General features: G+C 57.9%; 16 protein-coding genes and 2 pseudogenes. 5 read left to right on the forward strand and 13 right to left on the reverse strand.

The genetic code is table 11. The annotated features are described in order from the left end of the window. Positions 1–377: 377 nt before the first annotated feature. The 9 genes from E1297_RS12305 to E1297_RS12345 all read right to left on the reverse strand — a co-directional run bounded on the left by E1297_RS12305 (position 378) and on the right by E1297_RS12345 (position 9338). On the reverse strand, positions 378–1157 hold the full coding sequence (locus tag E1297_RS12305) for a class I SAM-dependent methyltransferase (protein ID WP_155138471.1): 780 nt from the start codon (positions 1155–1157) through the stop codon (positions 378–380). A 263-nt stretch (positions 1158–1420) separates the two neighbouring features. Next, positions 1421–2215, reverse strand: a complete 795-nt coding sequence (locus tag E1297_RS12310; RefSeq protein ID WP_155138473.1) for a class I SAM-dependent methyltransferase — start codon at positions 2213–2215, stop codon at positions 1421–1423. A 188-nt stretch (positions 2216–2403) separates the two neighbouring features. Then, positions 2404–3177, reverse strand: coding sequence for a class I SAM-dependent methyltransferase (locus E1297_RS12315; protein WP_155138475.1), 774 nt, complete (start codon positions 3175–3177; stop codon positions 2404–2406). A 93-nt stretch (positions 3178–3270) separates the two neighbouring features. Next, a complete protein-coding gene (locus E1297_RS12320) occupies positions 3271–4050 on the reverse strand; it encodes a class I SAM-dependent methyltransferase (protein WP_155138477.1) in 780 nt (259 codons plus the stop codon). A gap of 312 nt (positions 4051–4362) precedes the next feature. Continuing rightward, positions 4363–4914, reverse strand: coding sequence for a winged helix DNA-binding protein (locus tag E1297_RS12325; protein ID WP_155138478.1), 552 nt, complete (start codon positions 4912–4914; stop codon positions 4363–4365). 23 nt (positions 4915–4937) lie between these two features. After that, entirely contained in the window at positions 4938–6236 is a 1299-nt protein-coding gene (locus tag E1297_RS12330; RefSeq protein ID WP_155138512.1) for a TRAP transporter large permease, read from the reverse strand. Next, on the reverse strand, positions 6236–6796 hold the full coding sequence (locus E1297_RS12335) for a TRAP transporter small permease (RefSeq protein WP_155138480.1): 561 nt from the start codon (positions 6794–6796) through the stop codon (positions 6236–6238). Before E1297_RS12335 ends, E1297_RS12330 begins: the two co-directional genes overlap by 1 nt. 71 nt (positions 6797–6867) lie before the next feature. Then, entirely contained in the window at positions 6868–7863 is a 996-nt protein-coding gene (locus E1297_RS12340) for a TRAP transporter substrate-binding protein (RefSeq protein WP_155138482.1), read from the reverse strand. 203 nt (positions 7864–8066) lie between these two features. Next, positions 8067–9338, reverse strand: a complete 1272-nt coding sequence (locus E1297_RS12345) for an MFS transporter (RefSeq protein ID WP_196223290.1) — start codon at positions 9336–9338, stop codon at positions 8067–8069. Positions 9339–9713: 375 nt separating this feature from the next. Between E1297_RS12345 and E1297_RS12350 the strand changes: the two genes are divergently transcribed. The 3 genes from E1297_RS12350 to E1297_RS12365 all read left to right on the forward strand — a co-directional run bounded on the left by E1297_RS12350 (position 9714) and on the right by E1297_RS12365 (position 16730). Beyond that, the gene (locus E1297_RS12350; RefSeq protein WP_155138485.1) at positions 9714–13298 is read left to right on the forward strand and encodes a hydantoinase B/oxoprolinase family protein; all 3585 of its coding nucleotides are present in this window, start codon (positions 9714–9716) and stop codon (positions 13296–13298) included. Positions 13299–14132: 834 nt separating this feature from the next. Then, a complete protein-coding gene (locus tag E1297_RS12360) occupies positions 14133–15893 on the forward strand; it encodes a methyl-accepting chemotaxis protein (protein WP_155138489.1) in 1761 nt (586 codons plus the stop codon). 111 nt (positions 15894–16004) lie between these two features. After that, positions 16005–16730 (forward strand): STAS/SEC14 domain-containing protein, encoded by a 726-nt coding sequence (locus tag E1297_RS12365; RefSeq protein WP_155138494.1) that lies wholly within the window; start codon positions 16005–16007, stop codon positions 16728–16730. A gap of 23 nt (positions 16731–16753) precedes the next feature. Here the strand turns inward: E1297_RS12365 and E1297_RS12370 are convergent, their stop codons facing one another. Beyond that, a complete protein-coding gene (locus E1297_RS12370; protein WP_155138495.1) occupies positions 16754–17536 on the reverse strand; it encodes a HugZ family protein in 783 nt (260 codons plus the stop codon). Between the two features lie 275 nt (positions 17537–17811). Between E1297_RS12370 and E1297_RS12375 the strand changes: the two genes are divergently transcribed. Beyond that, positions 17812–18270: a BA14K family protein gene (locus E1297_RS12375; protein WP_155138498.1), complete on the forward strand. Its 459-nt coding sequence runs from the start codon at positions 17812–17814 to the stop codon at positions 18268–18270. Between the two features lie 130 nt (positions 18271–18400). Here the strand turns inward: E1297_RS12375 and E1297_RS12380 are convergent, their stop codons facing one another. Both E1297_RS12380 and E1297_RS51270 read right to left on the reverse strand, forming a co-directional pair. Further along, entirely contained in the window at positions 18401–19621 is a 1221-nt protein-coding gene (locus tag E1297_RS12380) for an alanine racemase (RefSeq protein ID WP_155138499.1), read from the reverse strand. A gap of 83 nt (positions 19622–19704) precedes the next feature. Beyond that, positions 19705–20456: pseudogene (locus E1297_RS51270) on the reverse strand (extensin family protein). Positions 20457–20573: 117 nt separating this feature from the next. On the opposite strand from E1297_RS51270, the gene E1297_RS12395 reads away from it, so the two are divergent. Continuing rightward, positions 20574–21200, forward strand: a complete 627-nt coding sequence (locus E1297_RS12395; RefSeq protein ID WP_155138510.1) for a LysE family translocator — start codon at positions 20574–20576, stop codon at positions 21198–21200. A gap of 528 nt (positions 21201–21728) precedes the next feature. On the opposite strand, the pseudogene E1297_RS51275 reads toward E1297_RS12395, so the two are convergent. Further along, positions 21729–22330: pseudogene (locus E1297_RS51275) on the reverse strand (FMN-dependent NADH-azoreductase). Positions 22331–22562 lie beyond the last annotated feature (232 nt).

Raw genomic sequence — 22562 nt, forward strand, 5'->3', positions numbered from 1 at the left:
TATTGCTGGTCTGTGCAGCTGAACGCGCCAATTCTGCCCAATGTCATCTAATTCGGGATGGAGATGCCGCGTTCTTGCCACCTTGTCATAAGGAATTGAGTGTCAGGGGTCCGTGACCACGAAGCGGCGCGTTCCGCGCCCTTTCACACTCAATTCCTTATGATGTCATCACCACTTCTGTGACGTTAGGCCATATTCTGCATGTTTAGACTGGCTGCAATATGCAGAGGTCTTTGTCACCTGTTTCCGGAACCGGAAGCAACGGATGGGGACGTCACGGCTTGGAGCTAGCGGGCCCGGTGTGGAGGCCGCCCGGCACCGGCGGCAGCCACCGCAGTTGTCCTTCAGAACATCAACTCACTACGATCATTCAAGGCTCACAAGGGTTTCCGCAAAAACGCCCGGACGGCTGAAACCGGAAGTACAACCTCTCCCGGATACTTGATCTGCAATTGCTCGACATCTCGCGCGCGGAGAGCCGCAGCAGAAAAAGCGCCTTGCGTCATCGCCTCGAAGTATTCCAAAGCCGCCCTCAGATCGGTGAGCTGAAGCTGCACCTCCAGCCATTCGAACAATTCGATTTCAAAACCCGACGCCCTGATGACCTGCCGCCACTGGGCATCGTTTAAAAACTCGTTCTCGGCATAGAAACTCTCGCGATCCGGGATCAGATCGAAGAAGTCGCGGATGCCGCCTTGAAGCAATTCCCCGCCACACTCGAAAACAAACCGGCCTCCGGGCCGCAGGATGCGTTTCTGCTCCGCAAGCATTTCCGGTTTGTTGAGGACCCAATGAAGCACGTAGTTCGACAGCACCAGATCGACGCTGTTGTCATCCACGCCAGCAATATCATCGGCCTTGCCCTCCATCAGGACGGCGTCAAGATCAAACTGCCTGCTCTGCTTGATTGCTATCTTCAGACGCGCCTTGTCAGGGTCCACCCCGATTACCCTACCGCTCCCGCCGACACGCTCTTTCACGGCAACAAGAGCATCCCCCGTGCCACACCCCAGGTCCAGAACCGTTTCGCTCTTTTGCGGCGAGGCAAGTTCAATCAACTCCATACATCGTTCGTTCTGGAAACCGCGGATTCTGGCATATGCGCCGGCCAGCTCGTCGGTATCGCGCAGGGCCCCTCGCGGCTTTACAGAAGACATGAGCAGAAAACCTCCAGTTCCAGACACCCTGATCCCTCGACGGGCCGGCCACCGTTTTCAGGCTCGTTGCCTCAAGACAGCTTCGCAAGGTGATACGGTGTCCGAGCAATTTGCCCGGTGCTGCAAAACGGCCTGAAAAATACAGCCGCCGATGCGACAAATCCAGTAGCCGGCGGTAAGGTACGGCTTGCACCGAGCCCGATTGATGCAAGCCACGGCCTGCCGTACGGAAAACCGATATGCCGCCTTTGCCCGATCATGGGTCAGGGCCGCTGATTGATACCTGCCGGTTTCGTGAGCAGGAATTCGACCTCATTGATGGAAAAGGTCACCTGAGCGGCATATTTGGCTTCAAGCCACTGTCTGTCTGCAGTGTCCAGTTTCGCAGGATCAAATCCGCCGTTGGACGATGAGGCCAACCAGCTGAATGCCGTATTGAGGTCCGGAAAATCGACCAGGGCAGCCACTCTGTCGATCCATTCGAGCGAAAGTCCTGAATTGGTAAAATGATGACGCCATTGGGCATCGGTCAGGAATGTCCGTTCCGATGCCACCTTCGCACCGCCCGGCACGAGTGAAAACATCTCGACAGTTTCGGGGATCGGATCTCCCACACACTTGCAAACAAACTGACCTCCCGGTCGCAATACCCGGAAAAGCTCCGCCAACATGGCAGGAATATCGAGTACCCAGTGGAGGACGTAGTTTGAAAAAACCAGATCCACGGTCTCATCAGCAACACCCCTGAGGTCTGTTGCAACGGCTTCAATAAACCGAACGGCTGCGGCTTCCTGATCAATTCCCGCCCTTGCCAGCTGTAGCCGCCAAGCATCGGGATCGATACCGATAACACGTCCGGACGCACCAACGGCCTTTTGCAGATCCCGGATCATTGCTCCCGTACCGCATCCCAGATCCAGTACGGTTGCCCCGTCCGCGACCTCAACACGTTCCAGCAAAAGCCTGCCGCGATGCTTTTGAAATGTGCCCATTGAGGAGTAGGATTTCGAAAATGCCGCTTCCGCAGAATTCTCCGCTTCGGGAATTGGATATGCCATCAGGTCTTTTCCTGTTCGAATTGATTGCACCCCGATGACGTTTTTTTTCAATCAGTCGCGGTGCTGCGCCAATTGCTGTCTGAGCCTGTCCACACGCTTCCAGAAACCACCTGATAAATCCCGGGGTCCGCTGAAAAATGGGTCCATGCTACCTTCCCCGCGCATCGATTCTTAAAACTACGACACGACTACTTCGTCAGCACAGCCAGAAGGCCGGTAAAGGGAAACGCGACCGGCCCCGGATATTTTGTCCGCACGGCGTCCATTTGAGCGCCACTCAGCATCTCGGAGGAAAAGGCGCCATGGGATGTCGCTTTCATCCAGTCGAATGCAGTGTCCAGATCGGCAAAGTCGAGGACCAGATCCAGCCACTCAAACCGGTCCGCGCGCAGTCCTGCCCGGGTGAACTCGACCAGCCATTGGCCGGTCGTCAAAAACCTGTGCTCCGCATAGAAGCTGTCGTAATCGGGCATGAATTTCATTAAGTCGGTGACGCCACCGTCAACCAAGTCGCCGACGCATTCAAACACGAACCGTCCACCGGGACGCAACACACGCACGACTTCAGCCAGCATGCCCGAAGTGTCGAGCACCCAATGCAGCACATAATTTGAAAAGACGAGGTCGACGCTGTTACTTGCAACACCTTTTAGGTCTGCCGCAGAGGCTGCCATCAGGCGGATGTCCAATCCTTGCGTTTCCATCACCTCGCGCGCAATTTCCAAGCGGGCCGTGTCCGGGTCGGCCGCGATCACCTCTCCCGCCTCTCCCACCCGGGCCTTGAACGCAGGAAGAAAGTCGCCCGTCCCGCAGCCGAGATCAAGGACGGTCTCACCGGATTGCGGGGCGGCCAGTTGGATCAGCTCGACACCACGCGCGTGCTGAAACCGGCGCGCAAGGGAATAGGATCGCGCCAGCTCTTCCGTGTCGCGCATCGCGCCCCGTGGCGTTTCAGGAGACATGAAACAGAAAGCTCCTTGGAATAAGGACCGGAAGAACCGCCCCGAAAACACGACTGTGAAGCCAGCCCAGCTCGGGACCCGGGTTGACCGCAGTCACGCTATCGGCTTTCGCAATACCGCCCTCAGGCACACAATCGGCAGAGTCACCACGTCCGGAAAACGCATCTCGAGACGTTTGCGCTCGGGCTTAGTCAATTGCTCGGGAACAAAAGCCCCTTGCGATGATGCACTGAACCAGGCCAGCCCTGCATCAAGATCAGGAAAACTGAGGTCAAGTGTTGTCCACTCAAGGACTTCGACCACAAGTCCGGCCGCTTCGATCTCGGTCCGCCATTGATAATCCTCCATGAAGGAGAGCTCTTGCCGGAGATCTTCAAACCGCGGCATCAGCCGCATCATCGCATCGACCTCCTCAATCGGCTTGCCCATGCACTCGAAGACAAACCGGCCTCCGGGCTTCAACAGCCGCGCTTGCTCGGACAGCATCCGGGGCAAGTCAAGAACCCAGTGGAGGACGTGATTTGAAAAGACCAGGTCGACTTGAGCGGCTTCAATCTCGTCCAATTCGGTTGCGGGGGCTTCAACGAAAACAACGGCGGCACCGTGTTCTTCCGCCAGATGCTTCGCCACCTGCGTGCGCATGCCATCCGGGTCGGCCCCGATCACCCTGCCCGACGTCCCGACCCGGTTGCAGAGCTCGACAAGGTGATCTCCCGTGCCGCACCCCAGGTCCAGAACGGTTTCGCCGGGCTGCGGGGCTGCCCATTGAAGCAAGAGTTCGCCGCGGTCATTCTGGAACTTCCGGATGCGGGAGTATGAGCGGGCAAGTGCTTCGGTATCGCGTTTTGCGCCTTCCGGCAGAGTATGAAGCATTGGGACCTCCTGCGCCACTGCGCCGGATCACTGCGAGGATATCGTCCACGTTGGCGCATAAAGTCTGAGACCTACAGAAGGTAGGAAGGACTCTCCGCCAAAACATTATTTCTAAATCAAATGTAATAAACGGTATTTCAATAGACATGCACAGCTGACTTACCTTCCGAAGCCGGAAGCAACCCCACGGTCAATCACAGCACCACGATTAGAGCAGGTCTCGGCGATTTGGGTTGATTTGACAGACAATAGAGGCTCTTCGGGTGACGAAATTCAGCTCATCGGGGCGTTTCACGAAGGCACCGGTTGATATTACATCGCAGCGGCCGCACGCGCTGCCTGATCGTAGTGTCCCGAGACAAGACGCATAGTCGCTGCCAACCGCGAGAATTCGGTTTCATCCAGCCCCAGCGTTTTCATCGGTTTTACCAGCAGAGCCTCGCGCAAACGGCGGTACTCCAGACAGGCTGCCTCTCCTGATTCGGTGATGGTGGCGGTTTTTTCCTTGCCGCGTTTGCCGGACGCAATCAGACCGGCCTTTTCGAGCTTCTTGAGCGCATAGGTGACCGTATGCGTGTCCTCGATATTGAGTACAAGGCAGATGTCGGACAGGGTTTTGGCACGTCCGCGATGGTTGACTGAGTGCAACACCAGCACATCCAGCGGCCCCAACCCTTCAAACCCGGCCGCCGCCATGCCGCGAACCATCCACCGGTGATAGGCATTGACCATCATGGTGACGGCGAATTCGACCTCCGACAAGGCCGGCATCGCGCCGGACGCAAGATGCGCCGCAGAGACCACCGGGCCGATATCGATGTCGGAACCGGCGGACATTTCATCTTTTTCCGGCGTATCGGTCATGGGCGTATCCTGAGGAATGCGGGTCAAATCATGTTGTTGGGCAGCCAGAGCGCAATCTGCGGGAACATCACGATCAACACGACCGCAAGGATCATCAGCAGAAAGAACGGCAAGGCCATTCGGGCAACACTAAAGATATTGTGGCCGGTCATACCCTGCAGAACAAACAGGTTAAACCCGACCGGCGGCGTGATCTGGCTCATTTCCACGACCAGCACCAGGTAAATGCCGAACCAGATCAGATCGAGGCCAGCCTGTTCAACCATAGGCAAGATCACGGAAGTGGTCAGCACCACGACCGAAATTCCATCCAGAAAACACCCCAGAACGACGAAGAACAGCGTCAACGCGACAAGCAATTCCAGTGGCGACAGGCCCATATCACCAATCCAGCCTGCAAGTTCACGCGGGATCCCGGTATAGCCCATCGCAACGGTGAGGAACGCCGCTCCAGCCAGGATGAAGGCGATCATGCAGGAGGTCCGGGTTGCGCCCATCAACGCGTCGACAAAGCTTTGCCGTGACAAGGTGCCCGAGACTTGGGACAGCAAAAGCGAGAGGACCACGCCAATGGCGGCGGCCTCCGTCGGAGAGGCCAGCCCGGCGTAAATCGAACCGATGACACCCGCGATCAGGGCAATCACCGGAAACAGGCGCCTTGTCGCTTTGATCCGCTCCCAAACCGGAACGGTTTCTTCCCATGCCGGCATTTTCGGCCGGTTCAGAGACGCCCAGACCGCGACATAACCCATGAACAGAACACAAAGCATGGCACCAGGCAGAACCCCGGCCATGAACAGGCGGGCGATCGACTGCTCGGTCGCCGCACCGTAAACGATCAGGATAATAGAAGGCGGGATCAGGAGCCCGAGCGTTCCGGAGCCGGCCAGCGTGCCGATCGCAATCCGTTCATCATAACCGCGCGTGCGCAGTTCCGGCAGGGACATCCGGCCAATGGTGGCTGTAGTGGCCGCCGAGGATCCGGAAACGGCGGCAAAGATCCCGCAGCCGAGGATGTTCACATGAAGCAACCGCCCCGGCAGATTGCGCATCCAGGGCGACAACCCGGCGAACATGTCCTCCGACAAGCGCGAGCGGAACAGGATCTCCCCCATCCAGATGAACATCGGCAATGCGGTGAGGTCCCAGGAATTGGCAGCCCCCCAGACGGTCGTCGCCATCACCGGACCCGCAGGCGCGGATACCAGAAACATCATGGCGGCTAGAGCAACAGAAAACAGGGCGACGGCCACCCAGATACCGGTGGCAAGGGCCGCCAACAAACCTAGGCCGAGTAAAAACGAAACAAGAGACAGGTCCATCATTCCGTCCCCTCGATCGGATCATCTGCGTGGCTTGCCGGATTGAAACTGGGCCCTCTTGCGGTCAATGCGCCAATGAGGTCATCAAGAAGCGCGACGGCAAACACACCAAGACCAAAGGTCATAACGGCCTGCGGAATAACGAGAGGGATCGGGACGATGCCGAAGGAGACTTCGTCATAAATCCAGCTGTCGCGGGCAAGCATGGCTGCATGCCAGGTGAAAAAACCGGCAAGCCCGAGCGCAACTGCAATGCTCCAGATGTCAAGCAGTCTGGCTAGCCAATTCGGGACCACGTGAAGGACAATCGAAACCCGAATATGATCGCCCCGGCGCAAGGTGCCGCCAAGAGCCAGAAAAGACGCGCCCACCAATAGAAAGCCTGCGATTTCGGCAAGCGAAGGCACCAGAAGTCCGAGCGGTTCGAAACCGAGCATGGACCGGGCGCCATCGATCAGCCGGCCACCAACCTGAGCAACAACAAGCAATGCGATCGCGACGAGGCAGGCGGCCGCCAATCCCGTGGCCACGCGGTAAAGGGTGTCGAGGGCCAAACGCATCGGCCAACCTCACAAGCAAGAAGAAAAAACAAGGCCGGCGGAAGGGTCCCGCCGGCTGCAGCCACCGGAATTCAGTTCTGGTAGGCCTCGACAATTGCAGCGCCATCATCGCCGGCACTCTCCTGCCACTCGCCAACCATGGCGGCGCCGATTTCCCGGAGCGAACCCTGAAGCACATCGGACGGTGCGGACACCTTGATGCCGTTATCGATAAGAACCTTCGTTTTTGCAGCCGTTTCTGCCTTTGAAGCCTCCCAGCCCCGGGTTTCGGCCGCTCCGGCGGCTTCCAAAATCGCAGCCTTTTCTGCATCGCTCAGACGGTCGAACGCACGCTTGTTCACGATGACCATGTTCTTCGGCAACCAGGCCTGCGTGTCGTAATAATGTGTCAGGAAGTCCCAGGCCTTGGAATTGGCCCCCGTGGATGGCGACGTGATCATGGCTTCCACACGGCCCGTAGAGAAGGCGGTTGGCAGGTCCGGCACTTCGACCTGTGTCGGAACAGCACCGGCGAGTTGCACCAGACGTTCGGTAGAAGCATTGTACGCCCGCATCTTCAGGCCCCTCAGATCATCGATGCTGTCAATATCCTGCTTGGCGTAGATGCCCTGTGGCGGCCAAGGCACGGCATAAAGCAATTGCAAACCCTGTTCGCCCAGTTTTTCCTGCAGCGCCGGTTTCGAGGCCTGGTAAAGATCCCATGCAGCATCATAGGAATCCGCCATAAATGGAACCGAGTCGACACCGAAAACCGGATCCTCATTGGACAGGCGCGAGATCAACACTTCCCCGATCGGCGCAAGCCCCTTGCGGACCGAGTTCTTTATTTCCGGATGCTTGAACAGCGAGCCCGCCGAATGAACCTGAATGGTCAACGAGCCGTCCGTTCCGGCACTCACATCTTGTGCGAATTCTGCGATGTTCTGGGTATGAAAATTGCTGTCACCATATGGCGTGGGCATGTCCCACTTGGTCTGGGCCCCAGCAGACGCGAGGCTTGCAAACGTGAACACGGCGGCAATGGCAAATCCGCTACCAGCTTTTTTAAAACGGCGTGACTGCAGCATGACGTTCTCCTCTTGGAAGTGGGACTTTGTCCTCGTTTTCCGTCCATTCAAACTCACCAACCAGCATTTGCGGAAGGAAGCTGAACGGAACCAGAGATAACGCTATCGTCAAACTTTCAATATATCAATATTTTATTGATATAATTTCAATATATCGCAAACATCAATTTTTCACCGATTGGCGAAAACATGTAGCAGCTGGCTCAGATGCCCTTTTCAAATGACTTGTCCGGCATCACGAACATGATGGGTAAAACAATCACGGCAAGAAGCATCAAGTAGAGCGCAGGGAAAGCCTGCCATCCTGTCAAGCTCATGAAATAGGTCATGAGCAAGGGAACCGTTCCGCCGAAGACACCAGCAGGAATCGTGTACCCAAGCGAGAACCCCGTGACACGGTCTGACTTCGGAAACTGGCTGATCAAGACGGGAATGCTCGATGCCAGTTGAGAGGCTGCAATGGCGGCAAGACCGACTTGTCCGGCAAGCTGCCCCCAAAACACCGGCTGGGAGAGAAGAAGAAAAATCGGGATTGCCAGCAGCAACTGTGCGCCAGCCCCAAACAGCAAGACCCGTTTCCGGCCAATTGCATCCGCCACACGTGCGAACACCAGAACAAGAACAATGAAGATGCCGAGTGACACTGTATTGATTGTGGATGCAGCCTCCGTCGATTGCCCCACGAAATGAACCAGATAGGTGTTTATGAAGACCGCCACCATGTAGAAAGTGACACTGATGAGGCAATTGCATGCCAGAACAATCAGCAGTCCCTTTTTGTGGTGCAAGAACACGGCCTTGATCGGGACAGGGCGCTCGTGCCCGGCATGCCTGTTTTTCCCCTGCCCGCCCTTTTCCTCAAGACCAGCTCTTAAAAACAAGCAGACAACGGCCAGCAGAACTCCCATGAGAAACGGAATCCGCCACCCCCAAAGAGCCATCTCCTGCGCTGTCACGAACCAGCTCACAACTGCAATGCTGGCAGAGCCCAGCAACATGCCAAAGACAGCACCGGCAATGACCAATCCGGTCCCGAACGCCCGGTTCCTGGGCGGCACGTTTTCGTACAGGAAAACGGCCGAGGATGGCAGTTCCCCGCCCACGGCAAGGCCCTGACCAAGCCTGAGCACAATCAGGGCCAGAGGCGCCCAGAACCCGATGCTGTCGTAATTCGGGAGCAAGCCGATCAAAACGGTTGTGACAGCCATCAGCAGGATCGAATAGATCATCGCAATCCGCCGGCCCGCCAGATCGGCCACATGGCCGAGCAGCCAGCCGCCAATCGGCCGCATCAGATACCCAACGGCAAACACACCAAATGCACTCAAGAGGTTGGCGATAGGGTCTTTGCTGGGAAAAAACTGGTCGGCGATGACGGGAACGAGATAGGCATAGACCGCAAAATCATACCATTCCAGAGTGTTACCGGCAGCCCCCGCAACAAGCTGGCGCCGTCCTGTACCGGTGTCCTGCATGCTGCTCATCCTTCAAGCTCGACCCGCAGGTCGTTTCGCCTGTTCCCGCAAAACGCGTTTTCTTGACGAACACATGGGCATCCGGACCAATAACTACACTATGGCCATATATTCTTTCACGGTTAAAAAAGTGCAATTCGTGATGCTTTTGCCATTGCGAATCAATGCATTCAGCTTGTGCTACATCAGCGCGTTTTGAACATTTCACGAGATAACCCATCTTCAGATATGAACCTGCCGGAAGGCTCTTCCAGGCAAAAGCCGGTGGGCAGATTTGTCCTTCAGGCAGCTTCAAAACTTTTCATCGACAATTTACCAACATTTTGCATATATAAAATTTGTAAATGTTGAAATGGAAACGCAAGGACAGGCATCATGACGGCGAAGTGGGATTTCTGGGTCGACCGGGGCGGCACCTTTACAGACATCGTCGGCCGGGCACCGGACGGAACCATTCATCCGCACAAGGTCCTGTCGGAAAACCCGGAAGCCTACCGCGATGCCGCCATCCAGGGCATCCGGGAGCTGATGGGTGTGGCAAACGGCGCGCCGATCCCGGCGGACGAGATTGCCACCGTCAAGATGGGCACCACGGTCGCCACCAATGCGCTTCTGGAGCGCAAGGGCGAGCGGACGGCGCTGTTCATCACCAGGGGGTTCCGCGACGGGCTTGAAATCGGCTATCAGGCGCGGCCCGACATCTTCGCCAAGGAGATCATCAAGCCGGAATTGCTCTATGAAGCCGTGCATGAAATCTCCGAGCGCGTGCGCGCCGACGGTACGCTTGAAACCGCGCTTGATGCCGATGATGCCCGTAACAAGATGCAGGCAGCCTACGAGGACGGCATCCGTTCCATCGCCATCGTCTTGATGCATGCCTATGCCTTTCCGGCTCATGAACAGGCCCTCAAGGCCATTGCGGAAGAGATCGGCTTTCCGCAGATTTCGGTCTCGCACGAAGTGTCGCCACTCATGAAACTGGTCGGCCGGGGCGACACCACAGTGGTCGATGCCTACCTCTCGCCGATCCTGCGCCGCTATGTCGAACAGGTCGAGGGGGAACTCGGCGAAGGCCCGCGCCTGATGTTCATGCAGTCCTCCGGCGGACTGACGGCAGCCAATCTGTTTCAGGGCAAGGATGCGATCCTGTCCGGCCCGGCAGGCGGTGTCGTCGGTGCGGTGCAGACCTCCAAAATGGCAGGTTTCGGCCAGATCATCGGTTTCGACATGGGCGGCACTTCCACCGATGTGTGCCATTTCGATGGTGAATACGAGCGTGCTTTCGAAACCGAAGTCGCGGGCGTGCGCATGCGCGCACCGATGATGATGATCCACACGGTTGCAGCGGGGGGCGGCTCGATCCTGCATTACAAGGACGGACGCTTTCAGGTTGGCCCGGATTCCGCCGGTGCCAACCCGGGACCGGCCTGTTACCGCCGGGGCGGCCCGCTGACCGTGACCGACGCCAACCTGATGACCGGGAAACTCGCCCCGGAATTCTTCCCGAAGATCTTCGGCCCCAACCGGGACGAGCCGCTTGACGGCGATGTCGTGCGCGGGAAATTCGAACAGCTCGCAGCAGAGATCGGCGACGGCCGCAGCCCGGAAGAAGTGGCTGACGGCTTTCTTAGGATTGCGGTCGAAAACATGGCCAATGCGATCAAGAAGATCTCGGTTCAGCGCGGCTATGATGTCACCGAATATGCCCTGACCTGCTTTGGTGGTGCGGGTGGTCAGGCCGGTTGCCGGGTGGCGGACAGTCTCGGCATGAAAACCGTGATCCTGCATCCCTTCTCCGGCATCCTGTCCGCCTATGGCATGGGCCTTGCCGATATCCGCGCCGACCGCCAGAAGGCCGTGGTCAAGACGCTGGACGAGACCCTGATGCCGGAACTTGCCGCCTTGCGGGACGAACTCGCCGCGGTCACCGAGGCCGAACTTGAAAAACAGGGCATCGACGCAAAGGATCGCTCGACAAAAGCCACGGCGCATTTGCGCTATGACGGCACCGACACGCCCTTGCCGGTCGCTTTGGGTGATGTCACGGAGATGCGTACCGCATTCGAAGACGCCCACCGCAAGCAATTCGGCTTCGCCTATGAAAGCAAACCGATGGTGGTCGAGGCGCTGGAGGTCGAAACCTTCGGCGGCGGGGCCGGACTTTCGGAACAAAACCGCACCCTGATCCGGATCGAGGCCGAAGCCGCCAAGACGACGGACATGTTCTCGGACGGAACCTGGCACACCGCCAACATCTTCAAGCGTGAAGCTTTGCGCCCGGGCATGAAGGTGACCGGCCCCGCCCTGATCATCGAACCCCATGCCACCATTGTGGTCGAGGACGGCTGGCAGGCGGAAATCAACGCCAAGGACCATGTGATCCTGAACCGCATCGTCGAGCTGAAGCGCACGGACGCCATAGGCACACATGCCGATCCGGTGATGCTTGAAGTGTTCAACAACCTGTTCATGTCGATCGCCGAACAGATGGGCGTGACCCTCCAGAACACGGCCTACTCGGTCAATATCAAGGAACGGCTCGATTTTTCCTGCGCCGTCTTCAACGCCGACGGGGCTCTGGTCGCCAATGCGCCACACATGCCGGTGCATCTGGGCTCGATGGACCGGTCGGTCGAGACCGTCATCAAGCTGAACGAAGGCAAGATCAAACCGGGCGATGTCTTTGCCCTGAACGCACCCTACAACGGCGGCACGCATCTTCCCGACATCACCGTCGTCTCGCCGGTCTTCGACGATGACGGCAAGGACATCCTGTTCTGGGCCGCGTCCCGCGGGCACCATGCGGATGTTGGCGGCTCGGCTCCCGGTTCCATGACCCCGCGCGCCACAAATGTGGACGAGGAAGGGGTTCTGTTCGACAACTTCAAGATCGTCGATCAGGGCCGGTTCCGCGAAGAAGAGCTGGTCAGGGTCCTGACCGATCACCCCTACCCGGCCCGCAATCCGCATCAGAATGTCGCCGATCTGTCCGCCCAGATCGCCGCCAACGAAAAGGGCATTCAGGAACTGCGCAAGATGGTCGGCCATTTCGGTCTGGATGTCGTCCAGGCCTATATGGGCCATGTGCAGGACAATGCGGAAGAAAGCGTGCGCCGGGTGATCGAGGCGCTGAAAGATAGCGAGTACGCATACCCGACCGACCAGGGCTCCCTGATCAAGGTGAAGATCACGGTCGACAAGGACAAGCGCGAGGCGACTGTCGATTTCACCGGCACGTCTCCGGTCAGCCCGAACAATTTCAACGCCCCCGAACCGGTCACCCGGGCAGCGGTCCTTTATTGCTTCCGGGTGATGGTGGAAGGCGACATTCCGATGAATGCCGGCTGCCTGAAACCGATCAACATCATCATTCCCGACGGTTGCATGTTGCGGCCGTCCTATCCGGCGGCGGTCGTTGCCGGAAACGTGGAAACCTCGCAGCATGTCACCAACGCGCTGTTTGCCGCGCTTGGCGGCATGGCAAACGCGCAAGGGTCGATGAACAACCTGACCTTCGGCAACGAGACCTACCAGTATTACGAGACGATCTGTTCCGGCTCACCGGCAGGACCCGGGTTCAACGGCACGGACGGGGTGCATACCCACATGACCAACTCGCGCCTGACCGACCCGGAAGTGCTGGAGTTCCGTTTCCCGATCCTTCTGGAGGATTTTCATATCCGCAAAGGCTCGGGCGGTACGGGCAAGTGGCAGGCAGGCGACGGCACAAAGCGCACCCTGCGGTTTCTGGAAAGGATGGACTGCGCAATTCTGGGTTCGCACCGGAAAGTCACGCCCAAGGGCATGGCGGGGGGCGCGGACGGTTCGGTAGGGCGCACGGAAGTCCGCCGCCTTGATGGCTCCACGGACGTCCTTGAGGGCTGTGATCAAACGGTTCTGGAAGCAGGTGAAGCCGTCACGGTGATCACGCCCACCGCAGGTGGCTGGGGTGCCGCGTAAACCCGGCTGCGGATCAATTCAAAGGCGCGGACAAGGCAGCACCTTGTCCGCAATGCACTGGTCCACGGTTCCGTCTGCGTCCGGGTCTGAGTCTGAGTCTGGCGTGTTGTACCAACTCTTCCGCTCAACCCATCCCAACCCGATATACGCCAGCCTCAAGATATCGGCCTGATACCGTGCACTTGCAAAATACCGGTCGGAAGAAACCAGTTTTTCGACCGGTGTCTGCCAGACGGCCAAGGAACAGGCGCGCGCCCACGTTTCCTTGTTCGGCCAACTGATGCAGCAAAGGCATGGCAACTTCATCGTTGTCCGGGAGCCAGGCCTGGAGCGCAATTTCGAGCGCAGTGTCTTGCTCAGACCGCGCATGAGCGGAAAAGAGCCGGCCCAAAATGCAAGCAGGAACAAGCAAGCCGCCAATCCCAAAAACCGAATCCGCATGCCCCCTCAAAAAGACCCCACGCCACATCTCTAGATGGCGAGTGATTTGTGTTCAATGCGAACTGGTCCCGGGATGACATGTCATGTGCATAACAACAGAAAGCCATTCGGCATGTTCTCTTCTCAATTCGAAACCAAACTCACTCCAAATAGAAAATAATAGTAATTATCTGAAATATAACCAATACAAATAATTATATTACATGATTTTAATTGCGATTTTCGCTATTGTAAAGCAGTCTAAATAATTATCGCAAATATTGTTTTGAAAATTGCGCGAATTAAGCCAATAATAACCTTCTCACCCAAAACTTGGGCATCTTTCTTTTAAATTCTCCGGGAGCAACCTGCTCCTAAACTTCATTTTCTACACTCCGTCACTGGAGACACCTGATGTTGAAAACAGCTTCATCTCAAAAAGGATTGTCGATCTCCGGAAAACTCATGGTCATGGTAGCCGGCTTGAGCCTTGCCACCGCCCTTGTTGCAGCCGTCGGCATTGTCCAGATGCAATCCATCGGGGAAGAATTGACATCGATTGCCGAAAAAGACCTTCCGCTGACCGAAACAGTAACGCAGGTGACAAATCATCAGCTGGAACAGGCCATACTCGTAGAGCGCTTGCTTCGTCTGGCAAACATCAATGGAACCCGTCACGGGGAAACCTTGACCGACGTGATCAGCCGCCTCAAGTCCTTGGGCGCTCAGGTGGAGCAGGAACTTCGTGAAGGCGAGGCCTTGGCCAGAACAACGCTTGCACGCGCCGCAAACGAGGAAGAAGCGACCGAATTCCGGTCCGTGCTCGGCCAACTCACCCAGATCGAACAGGAATATGCAACCTATTCGGGCCATATAGCCGAGGTCGTCGGCCGGATTGAAGCCGGACAGACAGACGAAGCATCGGCCCTGGCCAGCGGGATTGAAGCCGAGCAGGAAAAGCTCGACACCGAGTTGATCGCACTTACACACGAGCTTGAGCAGTTCACCCTATCCGCTGCGCAAAAAGCGAAAGCGCACGAGGAAGCCGCACTGCTTCAGCTCATCGCCATTTCCGTTGCCGCATTCTTCCTCGGCCTGACGATTTCTTTCCTTTTCTCGCGATACAAGATTGCACTCCCGCTGCGTGATTTGACCCACGCCCTCAAGGAGCTGGCATCAGGCAACACCGGTGTTACACTGTCGATCATTTCCACAGACGAAATCGGCCAGGTCGCTGCCGCCTATGAGACTTTCCGAAGCAACACTCTGGAAATGCAGAGATTGCAGGAACAGGCGCGTGAGGAAGAGCGTCGCACCAGCGAGGAAAAACGGGAAGCAACCCTGCGGTTGGCGGATGAACTGGAACGCACTGTCAAAACAGCCTCTGACGGCATTGCGGATGTGGTCAACACGCTTGGGGAAGCTGCAAGCATTCTCGCCCAGAACACCCGTCAAACCAGTCAACGCTCCGGAACGGTGGCGGCAGCCGCGGAGCAAGCATCGGCTGCGGTCCAGACTGTCGCCTCGGCATCGGAACAACTTGCTGCCTCCATCCAGGAAATCAGCCGGCAGGTTTCAGCGGCAAATACGTCTTCCGAAATCACCTCGCAGCAGGCCAAGGCATCGAGCACGACCATTGAGAACCTCAGCACTTCGACCAGTGAGATCAATAATGTCTTGAAACTGATCAGCGATATCGCGAGCCAGACCAACCTTCTGGCACTCAACGCAACCATTGAGGCGGCCCGTGCTGGAGAGGCCGGAAAGGGCTTTGCAGTGGTCGCCTCCGAGGTCAAGGCGCTTGCGGAACAAACCGGCGGGGCAACCGATCACATCGGCGCGCAAATCGGCGCCATGAAGAAAGACGCCACCCTGTCATCGGAGGCCATGCTGCAAGTGATCAAGGCGATTTCGGAGATCGACAGCCAGATTGCGGGGATCGCATCCGCCGTAGAGCAACAAAACGCCGTTACATCGGAGATTGCAAGAAATGCCGCCGAGGTGGCAACGGGCAGCCGCGAGATTTCCCAAAACATATCGGAAGTGAACTCGGCTGCCGAACAATCCTCCGCCCGGCTGAGCGAAGTGCTCGAATCGATCGACACCCTGTCGACACATACCAGTAAGATGCAGAGCCAACTGGACGATTTCCTTATCTCAATCCGCGCCGCCTGACACGTTTGCTTGTGCGTCAACAGATCCGGCCCGGTCTGGTTTTTCCCTTATAGGTCTGGGCACGACCAATGCTTACCTAGGGTCGCAAGGAGCTCCAGGGAGTATTCAGCCATGATAAAACTCATTCCGGACACACCGGACGGCATGCTGGAATTCAAAGTCACCGGCAAAGTCACCGATGCCGACTACGAGACCGTTCTGACACCGGAGATCGAAAGGGCTCTGGAAACCCATGACCGAATCAGGGTGCTGGTCCAGTTCGGCCCCGGATTCGAGGGCTACACGTTCAGTGCCGCCTGGGACGACACAAAACTGGGCCTGCGCCACTGGTCGGGTTTTGAACGGTGTGCAGTCGTTTCAGACGTTGACTGGGTCAAGATGGTTGTAAAGGGCGTCTCATTCGCGATGCCTTGCCCGATCCGCTGTTTCGACCTCGACGCGCATGACGATGCCCGGCGCTGGCTGTTTGAGTCGCTTGGCACCATTCATGTCGATGATGAAGGTGACGGGGTCGTGCACGTGAAACTGATCGGCAAGCTGGAACCGGGCGCCTATGACAATGCCACCGGCGATCTGGATGCGCTGATTGCCAAGTACGGCCATATCCGGTTGCTTCTGGACCTGCGCGAGTTCGACGGATGGCAAGGACTTGGCGCCCTCACCTCACATCTGTCGCTTGTCCGCGAACACCGGCGCGCCCCGACAAGGGTCGCCATTGTCGGGGATGAAGCCTGGATGGATCTGGCCCGCCGGGTGTTTTCCGTGTTCACCGATGCCGAAACCCGTTTCTTTGCCGGTGACGGCTTCGACGATCCCGAAGCCTGGGTGAGAGCCTGACAGCTGCCGCCCTGATCTCGACTTCAGGCCCGGGCCGCACGCGCCTTTGTCGCAAGCTTCACCAACACGCTCCGCAAGTCCCCGGGGTTGAGAGCCGGTGTATCAAACCACACCCTGACGACCGCATCTCCGGCCGTCAGATCGATACCTTCCGGATCAAGTGTCGCAAGCCGCCAGCCGGCCGGGCCACCACCTCCCAGAACTTCGGCATAGAGACGGACCGCGTCCGCATGGTCTTCATTCATATGCGCAACCGCACCTTCCTCGAAGGCTGCAAAACCGGGCATGTCATCAAGTACGGCCAGAAGGTCTGACCGTTCCAGCTCGAACGCCTTTCCGAACCCGGCATTGAGGCTGGCGCGGTCGATCTCGAGACGAAAAAAGGAAAAATCCCCGAAATCGGCATAAAGGGACGCCTTGGGATGGCGGGCAAGATACCGGCGGCGAATACGTGTGTGGTCTTCCGTTTCCCGTTCTGTCCGGTTTGCCCTTGCAAAAACCGTGATGCGCGGATGGGCCAGCGGATCGCCCTTGCCCGGTTCGCCGAGCAGGATGGAACAGCGGCTGTCCGCCATGATTGCGGACGTGTGCCCGGACAGGGTCGACGCCAGGATCACGGGTGTGCCGTCGAGATCGGTCGCAACCGCCACGCGGCTGGCAAGCGGATGGCCGGTTGCCGCTTCAAGGGCGGCCAGCGCCCCGAAGCGGGCTGAACGGATCAGGCCCCTGGCCTGCCGCCGGGCCGTATCGTCGGTAGCGCGAAGAACGTCCTTTTTGGGGCCTGATGCCCCGGTTTCAGAAGACATGCGTGTCTTTCCCGTGTCTTGAAAGCGCGCGCCCGGCGCCAGTCATATCGCATACCCAAACGCTTAGACGGAGTATGCGTCTCTCCCCGCCCCGCCTTGATAGCGCAGTCCGGGCCTGCCTGAAAAGCGCCACAAGCCTGAACGCCAGATGAACGGCGATCTCAGAACCCGTTCAGCCGTCCTCCGCCATATTGGTCTCATCAACGAAGGACGGGCGATCAGCGCGCCGCTTCGAACAGGAAATTCGGACGAAGGTCCAGTGGAGAGTTTGACAGATGACACCGACCATGAAGCGCATTTTCGCAGTCGCCTTGAGCGGCGCCCTGTTGCTCCCGGCCGTGCAAGCCGCCGAGGCCGGTCCGCGTGACGGCCCGCGGGAAGGCTGGTACTATTACGAGGGCCCGCACAAGCCCAACAAGCACCGCAGGCACAACAAGCACCACAACAAACGGAAAAACAACGATGTCGGCGCTGCCGTTGCAGCCGGCGTGATCGGCCTTGCCGCCGGTGCAATCATTGCCGGTGCCGCAAGCAAGCCCGCCTACGCCGCGCCGCCGGCAACCGCCTATTACCCGCCGGCCCCGGCCCCTGCTCCGGGCTACGTACAGGGTCCTGCCGGCTATCAGCCCTGGAGCCCGGCCTGGTACCAGTACTGCTCGTCCAAATACCGCTCGTTCAATCCCAACACCGGCACGTATACGACCTATCGCGGCGTGCAACGCTTCTGCCAATAACCTCCCACGCATGGGTTAGCGGGCAAGAGGCCAGCCAAACTGGCCACCTGCCCGGAACTCAGACCGCGCAACTAGCAAAGCCCGGCCTGCACGCCGGGCTTCTTTTTGTGCTTGTGCTGCCGGCGGATGCTCAGTCGGCCATGGTTTCGATCGAGGCAAAGCCCTCCGGCTCCTTGCCCTCATCAAACGGCGTTGCCACCTCGATCATCCTGTCCGGATAAAACCCGTTGAAATGGGTTCTCAGGGACAGGCTGTAGGCGCCGATATGGCCGATTTCGATCCAGTCTCCGGTATCAATGGTTTCGGGCAGCCAAAACGGCCGGGACAGGATGTCGACACTGTCGCAGGTCGCCCCGCAGACCTTGAAAGGTACAATTCTGTCTGCCTTGCCGGACCGGGTCTTGCGGGCGGGGTCGGGAATGAACCGGGCGGGCAGCGTGATCTTGCCGGTCCAGCTGTCGGAGAGCGACGCCCAGATGCCGTCATTGATGTAAAGCCGCTTTCCCTTTTTCAGGAGCACGCGCACAATCAGGGAAAAGCAGCGCGCAACGATCACCCGCCCCGGCTCCGCGACCAGCGGCAGATCGTCAAATCCCCAATCCTTGATGTCGCGCCCAACCTGCCCCATCAGGTCGGGAAGCGTCGGCATATCGGGAACCTTCCGGCGCGGGTCGTGACCGTAGACTGCCGGAAATCCGCCGCCTATGTCCAGTTCGACGAGCGGCACTCCGGCACGGGCACGGATCCAGTCCGCCGAAGCGAGCGCGCGTTCATAGGTTTCAGCCTCCTCGACCTGGCTGCCGACGTGGAAACACAGGCCGCACTTGAAGCCGATCCGGTGAATGCGTTGCAACAGCTCGACCGCATGGCCGGGAGCTGCGCCGAATTTTTTCGACAACTCGTAGGCGGCATGCCCCTTGGTGGCGATCCGGACAAAAAGGGAGATCGTGCCGGGATCGATATCGAGCGCACGCACGATGCGCAGGATCTTGGCGACTTCATCCTCATGATCCAGGGAGAGCGTGCGAATGCCATAGGTCTCCAGCGCCAGACGAATGTCCGACTGCGCCTTGATCGGATGCATATAGAGCATTTCAGCACCCGGTGCGGCCTTGCGCACTGCCGCGAATTCGGCGGGCGATGCCACATCGAAACAGTCAATCCCGGCCTTGGCCAGCGTGTTCAGGACAATCGGTTCGCCATTGGCCTTGACCGCATAGGCCGTTTTCCCGGGAAACAGTTTCTTGAAAGCAAGCGCGTCCTCCTTGAGCACATGCGGGCGAAAACAGTAAACCGGTTGGTCCGGACGAAGGGAAAGTGCGGCGTCAACCGCCGTCGCAAATTGCTCCATTTAGGCCTCTGTCATGGGGTCTGCAGCTCACCGGAGTGGATCAAGCCAAGGCGTCCTTTGCAAGACCGGATTCCAAAAAAGCTCTACTGGCAAATAAGATAGCTGCAATCGCGGCCGTGACAGCCTGTGTCGACATGAAAATGGGAGCGGTGGTTGGGGTCCGCGTCCGGCCCCAGAACCGTGGTGAAGCGTTTGCAGGCTGCCTTGTGAAGCGACAACAGGAATTTCCCCTCCGGTGAACGCGTGCCCCAATGCTTCTCCACACTGATCTGGCGCCCGTCGGCGCCCTGAGATGTGGTGATGTCCAGGGCCGTGCCAAGGGCATGTTCGGAAAGTTTGCCATCCGGTCGATTGTTCCGGCGGCGCAAACATATCCCGGCCCGGTGGACAGCACTGTTATCGCAGTCTTCAGATGCTTTTGCGCCAGGACCTGCATGTCTGTGCTGATCCAGGGCAACAGCCTTTGCGCAAAGGCACAGGAAACCTTGACCTCTGTCCGGAAGCTGACGGGAGCCCGGTCCGTTGCAACCGACTGAAGCAAGACCGGATTTTCAATTCCGCATCCGCCTTTGCCTTCGATAGCGCCGATCTCCCGGACCGTGGCGGCATCGAGATCGCAATGCACCAGCGGGAACGGTTCTTGTCTGGCGGCAGGTTGTGGCACAGGATCCGGCTTTGGAACAGGTGCCAAGCGCGTTCGGTCATCGGGCAAATTCTTTTGATCGGCCTCTTGCGAGGGTTTGGAAACGGGCACCGGAACCGGTTGAGCCATCACCGGCCCGGAGACCCATATCAACCCGGCTGCAAGGAGCCGAAGGATCATATTCTGGCGCATGAGACCATCTTGAAAGAAACCGCCATGTCATTGCCCGTGCCGAGCTGATAAACAATCATGCGACTCAGGCTTTCACTCAAACATGACAAAACACTGGCAAGGACAGGCATCCTCAACATGACCCTCGAACTTTATTCAGCCTACGTTGTGGCGACACTGATTGTGCTGGCCATTCCGGGTCCGACCATCATGCTCGTGGTAAGCTATGCCCTGTCGCAAGGCCGCAAATCGGCAACGGCAAGCGTTCTGGGTGTCGGGCTTGGTGATGCACTGGCGGCAACGGTCTCGCTGATGGGGCTGGGAGCGATCCTTGCAACCTCGGCGCTCGCCTTCACCATCCTGAAGTGGATTGGCGCGGCCTATCTTCTCTGGCTGGGCCTCAAGATGTGGCGCGCAAGAGCAAACGCTCTGGAGCCGTCTGCCATGCCGGATACTCCGGCCAAGACGATTTTTCTCAATGCATTTGTGGTGACAGCCCTTAATCCGAAGGGCATTGTCTTCTTCATGGCGTTTCTGCCGCTGTTCATCGCACCGGATGCCGCCATCGTGCCGCAGCTATTTCTTCTAGGCGCAACTTTTGTCGTCCTGGGGGTCCTCAACGCGGCTGTCTATGCTCTGGCCGCAAGCGCTCTTGGCGCGCGCTTGCGCAGTCCGGCCATGATCAAGATCATCAATCGCGTCGGCGGCAGTTTCCTGATCGGCGCAGCCCTCATGACGGCAAAACTGCAGCGCGCAGCGAGCTGAGGTAAAGACGGCACCGTCCTTTGGCGGCTGGTATTACAACCTTAGGTGAGGCGTTTTATTTTATCGGCAAGACGCCTCAATTCCAGCCAACCGTCACAGTTGCGCCACATCCAAACCACCCGCAGACCGACATTTCGCAAATTTAACGGCAATCGGTAAGCCTCTGAAAATTTGCGGAAAACGCCGGGAAGATAGGAAAACGTTCCGCATGTGAGTGCGGCGCAGCATCTTTTTCGCTTCGCATGCCTCTGCGTCTTTCGTACACTCGGTCGGTCAACAAAACGATTGGGAGGCCAATATGACCGCGGCGCGAAACCTGAATTTCATCGCCTTTCTGGTCGCATTTGGATTCTTGGCAGGGATCGTTTTCGGCGTGTTTTGACCGGAAAGAGCCGCTCAAGTGAAGAAAACATGACGGCAAACCAGTGTTGGGACAAAAGGTTGCCGTCAAAGAGTTAAAATAGAAAAGCCGCGCTGCAAAAATGGTGCAAGCGCGGCTTTTCTGTCTGCAGATTATACAATCACCGGCTATGCGGCGACAGCCTTTTCGATTTCAGCGAGAGCCTGACCGGTCTTGTCACCCTCAATCATGAGTTGATCTGCCGCAATCACGGTGACATCGGTGATGCCGATGAAGCCGAGGAAATGCTTGATGTAGCTTGAGGCGAAATCGATCTCCGACCCGATCCTCGTGCCACCGGATGCGAGCAGGACATAGGCCTTCTTACCTTCAAGAAGTCCGACGGGACCGTTTTCCGTATAACGAAAGGTCAGACCGGCGCGGCCGACCAGATCCACCCATGCCTTCAGGCTTGCAGGAACCCAAAATTATAGACCGGCACACCGAAGACGATCGTATCGGCTGCCTTCAACTCACCGACCAGTGTGTCGGACAGGGCCAGCTTCAACTTTTGTGCAGGTGACCGGTTCTCGGCAGGCGTGAAGTTCGCGCCGACCCACTCCCCGTCCAGAAACGGCAACCCGCCGGAAACGTCGCGTGTGAGAACCTCTAAAGCGGGTTCCTGCTTCAGCAGCCGCGAGACAAGCTCATCGGACAGATGGCGTGTGACCGACCCGTCCTTGCGGGCAGAAGCATTGATCTTCAGGATGGTTCGGGAAGTTGCGGACATGTTTCAGGTCTCCGTTCAGCGGCCCAAGGCCGTTTGGTCAACTGATTGGGAGATAATTTTGCCTGATGAGCTCCACTAGGCACGAAACAATGAACAGTATGTTCAGGCACAAGGACTTGCGCGCCTTGTTAAGACCTCTGCAAATTGAAGCCAATCGGAACATGCACAATATGACCTTACATCATAGCTGTGGCGATGACGGCATAAGGGATTGATTGTCAAGGGCGCGGAA

Source organism: Roseibium sp. RKSG952 (genome assembly GCF_009711355.1).

Bases quoted from the DNA above. Each gene is read 5' to 3' on its own strand.
- E1297_RS12305 (WP_155138471.1), bottom strand. From the start codon at position 1,157: ATGTCTTCTGTAAAGCCGCGAGGGGCCCTGCGCGATACCGACGAGCTG.
- E1297_RS12310 (WP_155138473.1), bottom strand. From the start codon at position 2,215: ATGGCATATCCAATTCCCGAAGCGGAGAATTCTGCGGAAGCGGCATTT.
- E1297_RS12315 (WP_155138475.1), bottom strand. From the start codon at position 3,177: ATGTCTCCTGAAACGCCACGGGGCGCGATGCGCGACACGGAAGAGCTG.
- E1297_RS12320 (WP_155138477.1), bottom strand. From the start codon at position 4,050: ATGCTTCATACTCTGCCGGAAGGCGCAAAACGCGATACCGAAGCACTT.
- E1297_RS12325 (WP_155138478.1), bottom strand. From the start codon at position 4,914: ATGACCGATACGCCGGAAAAAGATGAAATGTCCGCCGGTTCCGACATC.
- E1297_RS12330 (WP_155138512.1), bottom strand. From the start codon at position 6,236: ATGGACCTGTCTCTTGTTTCGTTTTTACTCGGCCTAGGTTTGTTGGCG.
- E1297_RS12335 (WP_155138480.1), bottom strand. From the start codon at position 6,796: ATGCGTTTGGCCCTCGACACCCTTTACCGCGTGGCCACGGGATTGGCG.
- E1297_RS12340 (WP_155138482.1), bottom strand. From the start codon at position 7,863: ATGCTGCAGTCACGCCGTTTTAAAAAAGCTGGTAGCGGATTTGCCATT.
- E1297_RS12345 (WP_196223290.1), bottom strand. From the start codon at position 9,338: ATGCAGGACACCGGTACAGGACGGCGCCAGCTTGTTGCGGGGGCTGCC.
- E1297_RS12350 (WP_155138485.1), top strand. From the start codon at position 9,714: ATGACGGCGAAGTGGGATTTCTGGGTCGACCGGGGCGGCACCTTTACA.
- E1297_RS12360 (WP_155138489.1), top strand. From the start codon at position 14,133: ATGTTGAAAACAGCTTCATCTCAAAAAGGATTGTCGATCTCCGGAAAA.
- E1297_RS12365 (WP_155138494.1), top strand. From the start codon at position 16,005: ATGATAAAACTCATTCCGGACACACCGGACGGCATGCTGGAATTCAAA.
- E1297_RS12370 (WP_155138495.1), bottom strand. From the start codon at position 17,536: ATGTCTTCTGAAACCGGGGCATCAGGCCCCAAAAAGGACGTTCTTCGC.
- E1297_RS12375 (WP_155138498.1), top strand. From the start codon at position 17,812: ATGACACCGACCATGAAGCGCATTTTCGCAGTCGCCTTGAGCGGCGCC.
- E1297_RS12380 (WP_155138499.1), bottom strand. From the start codon at position 19,621: ATGGAGCAATTTGCGACGGCGGTTGACGCCGCACTTTCCCTTCGTCCG.
- E1297_RS12395 (WP_155138510.1), top strand. From the start codon at position 20,574: ATGACCCTCGAACTTTATTCAGCCTACGTTGTGGCGACACTGATTGTG.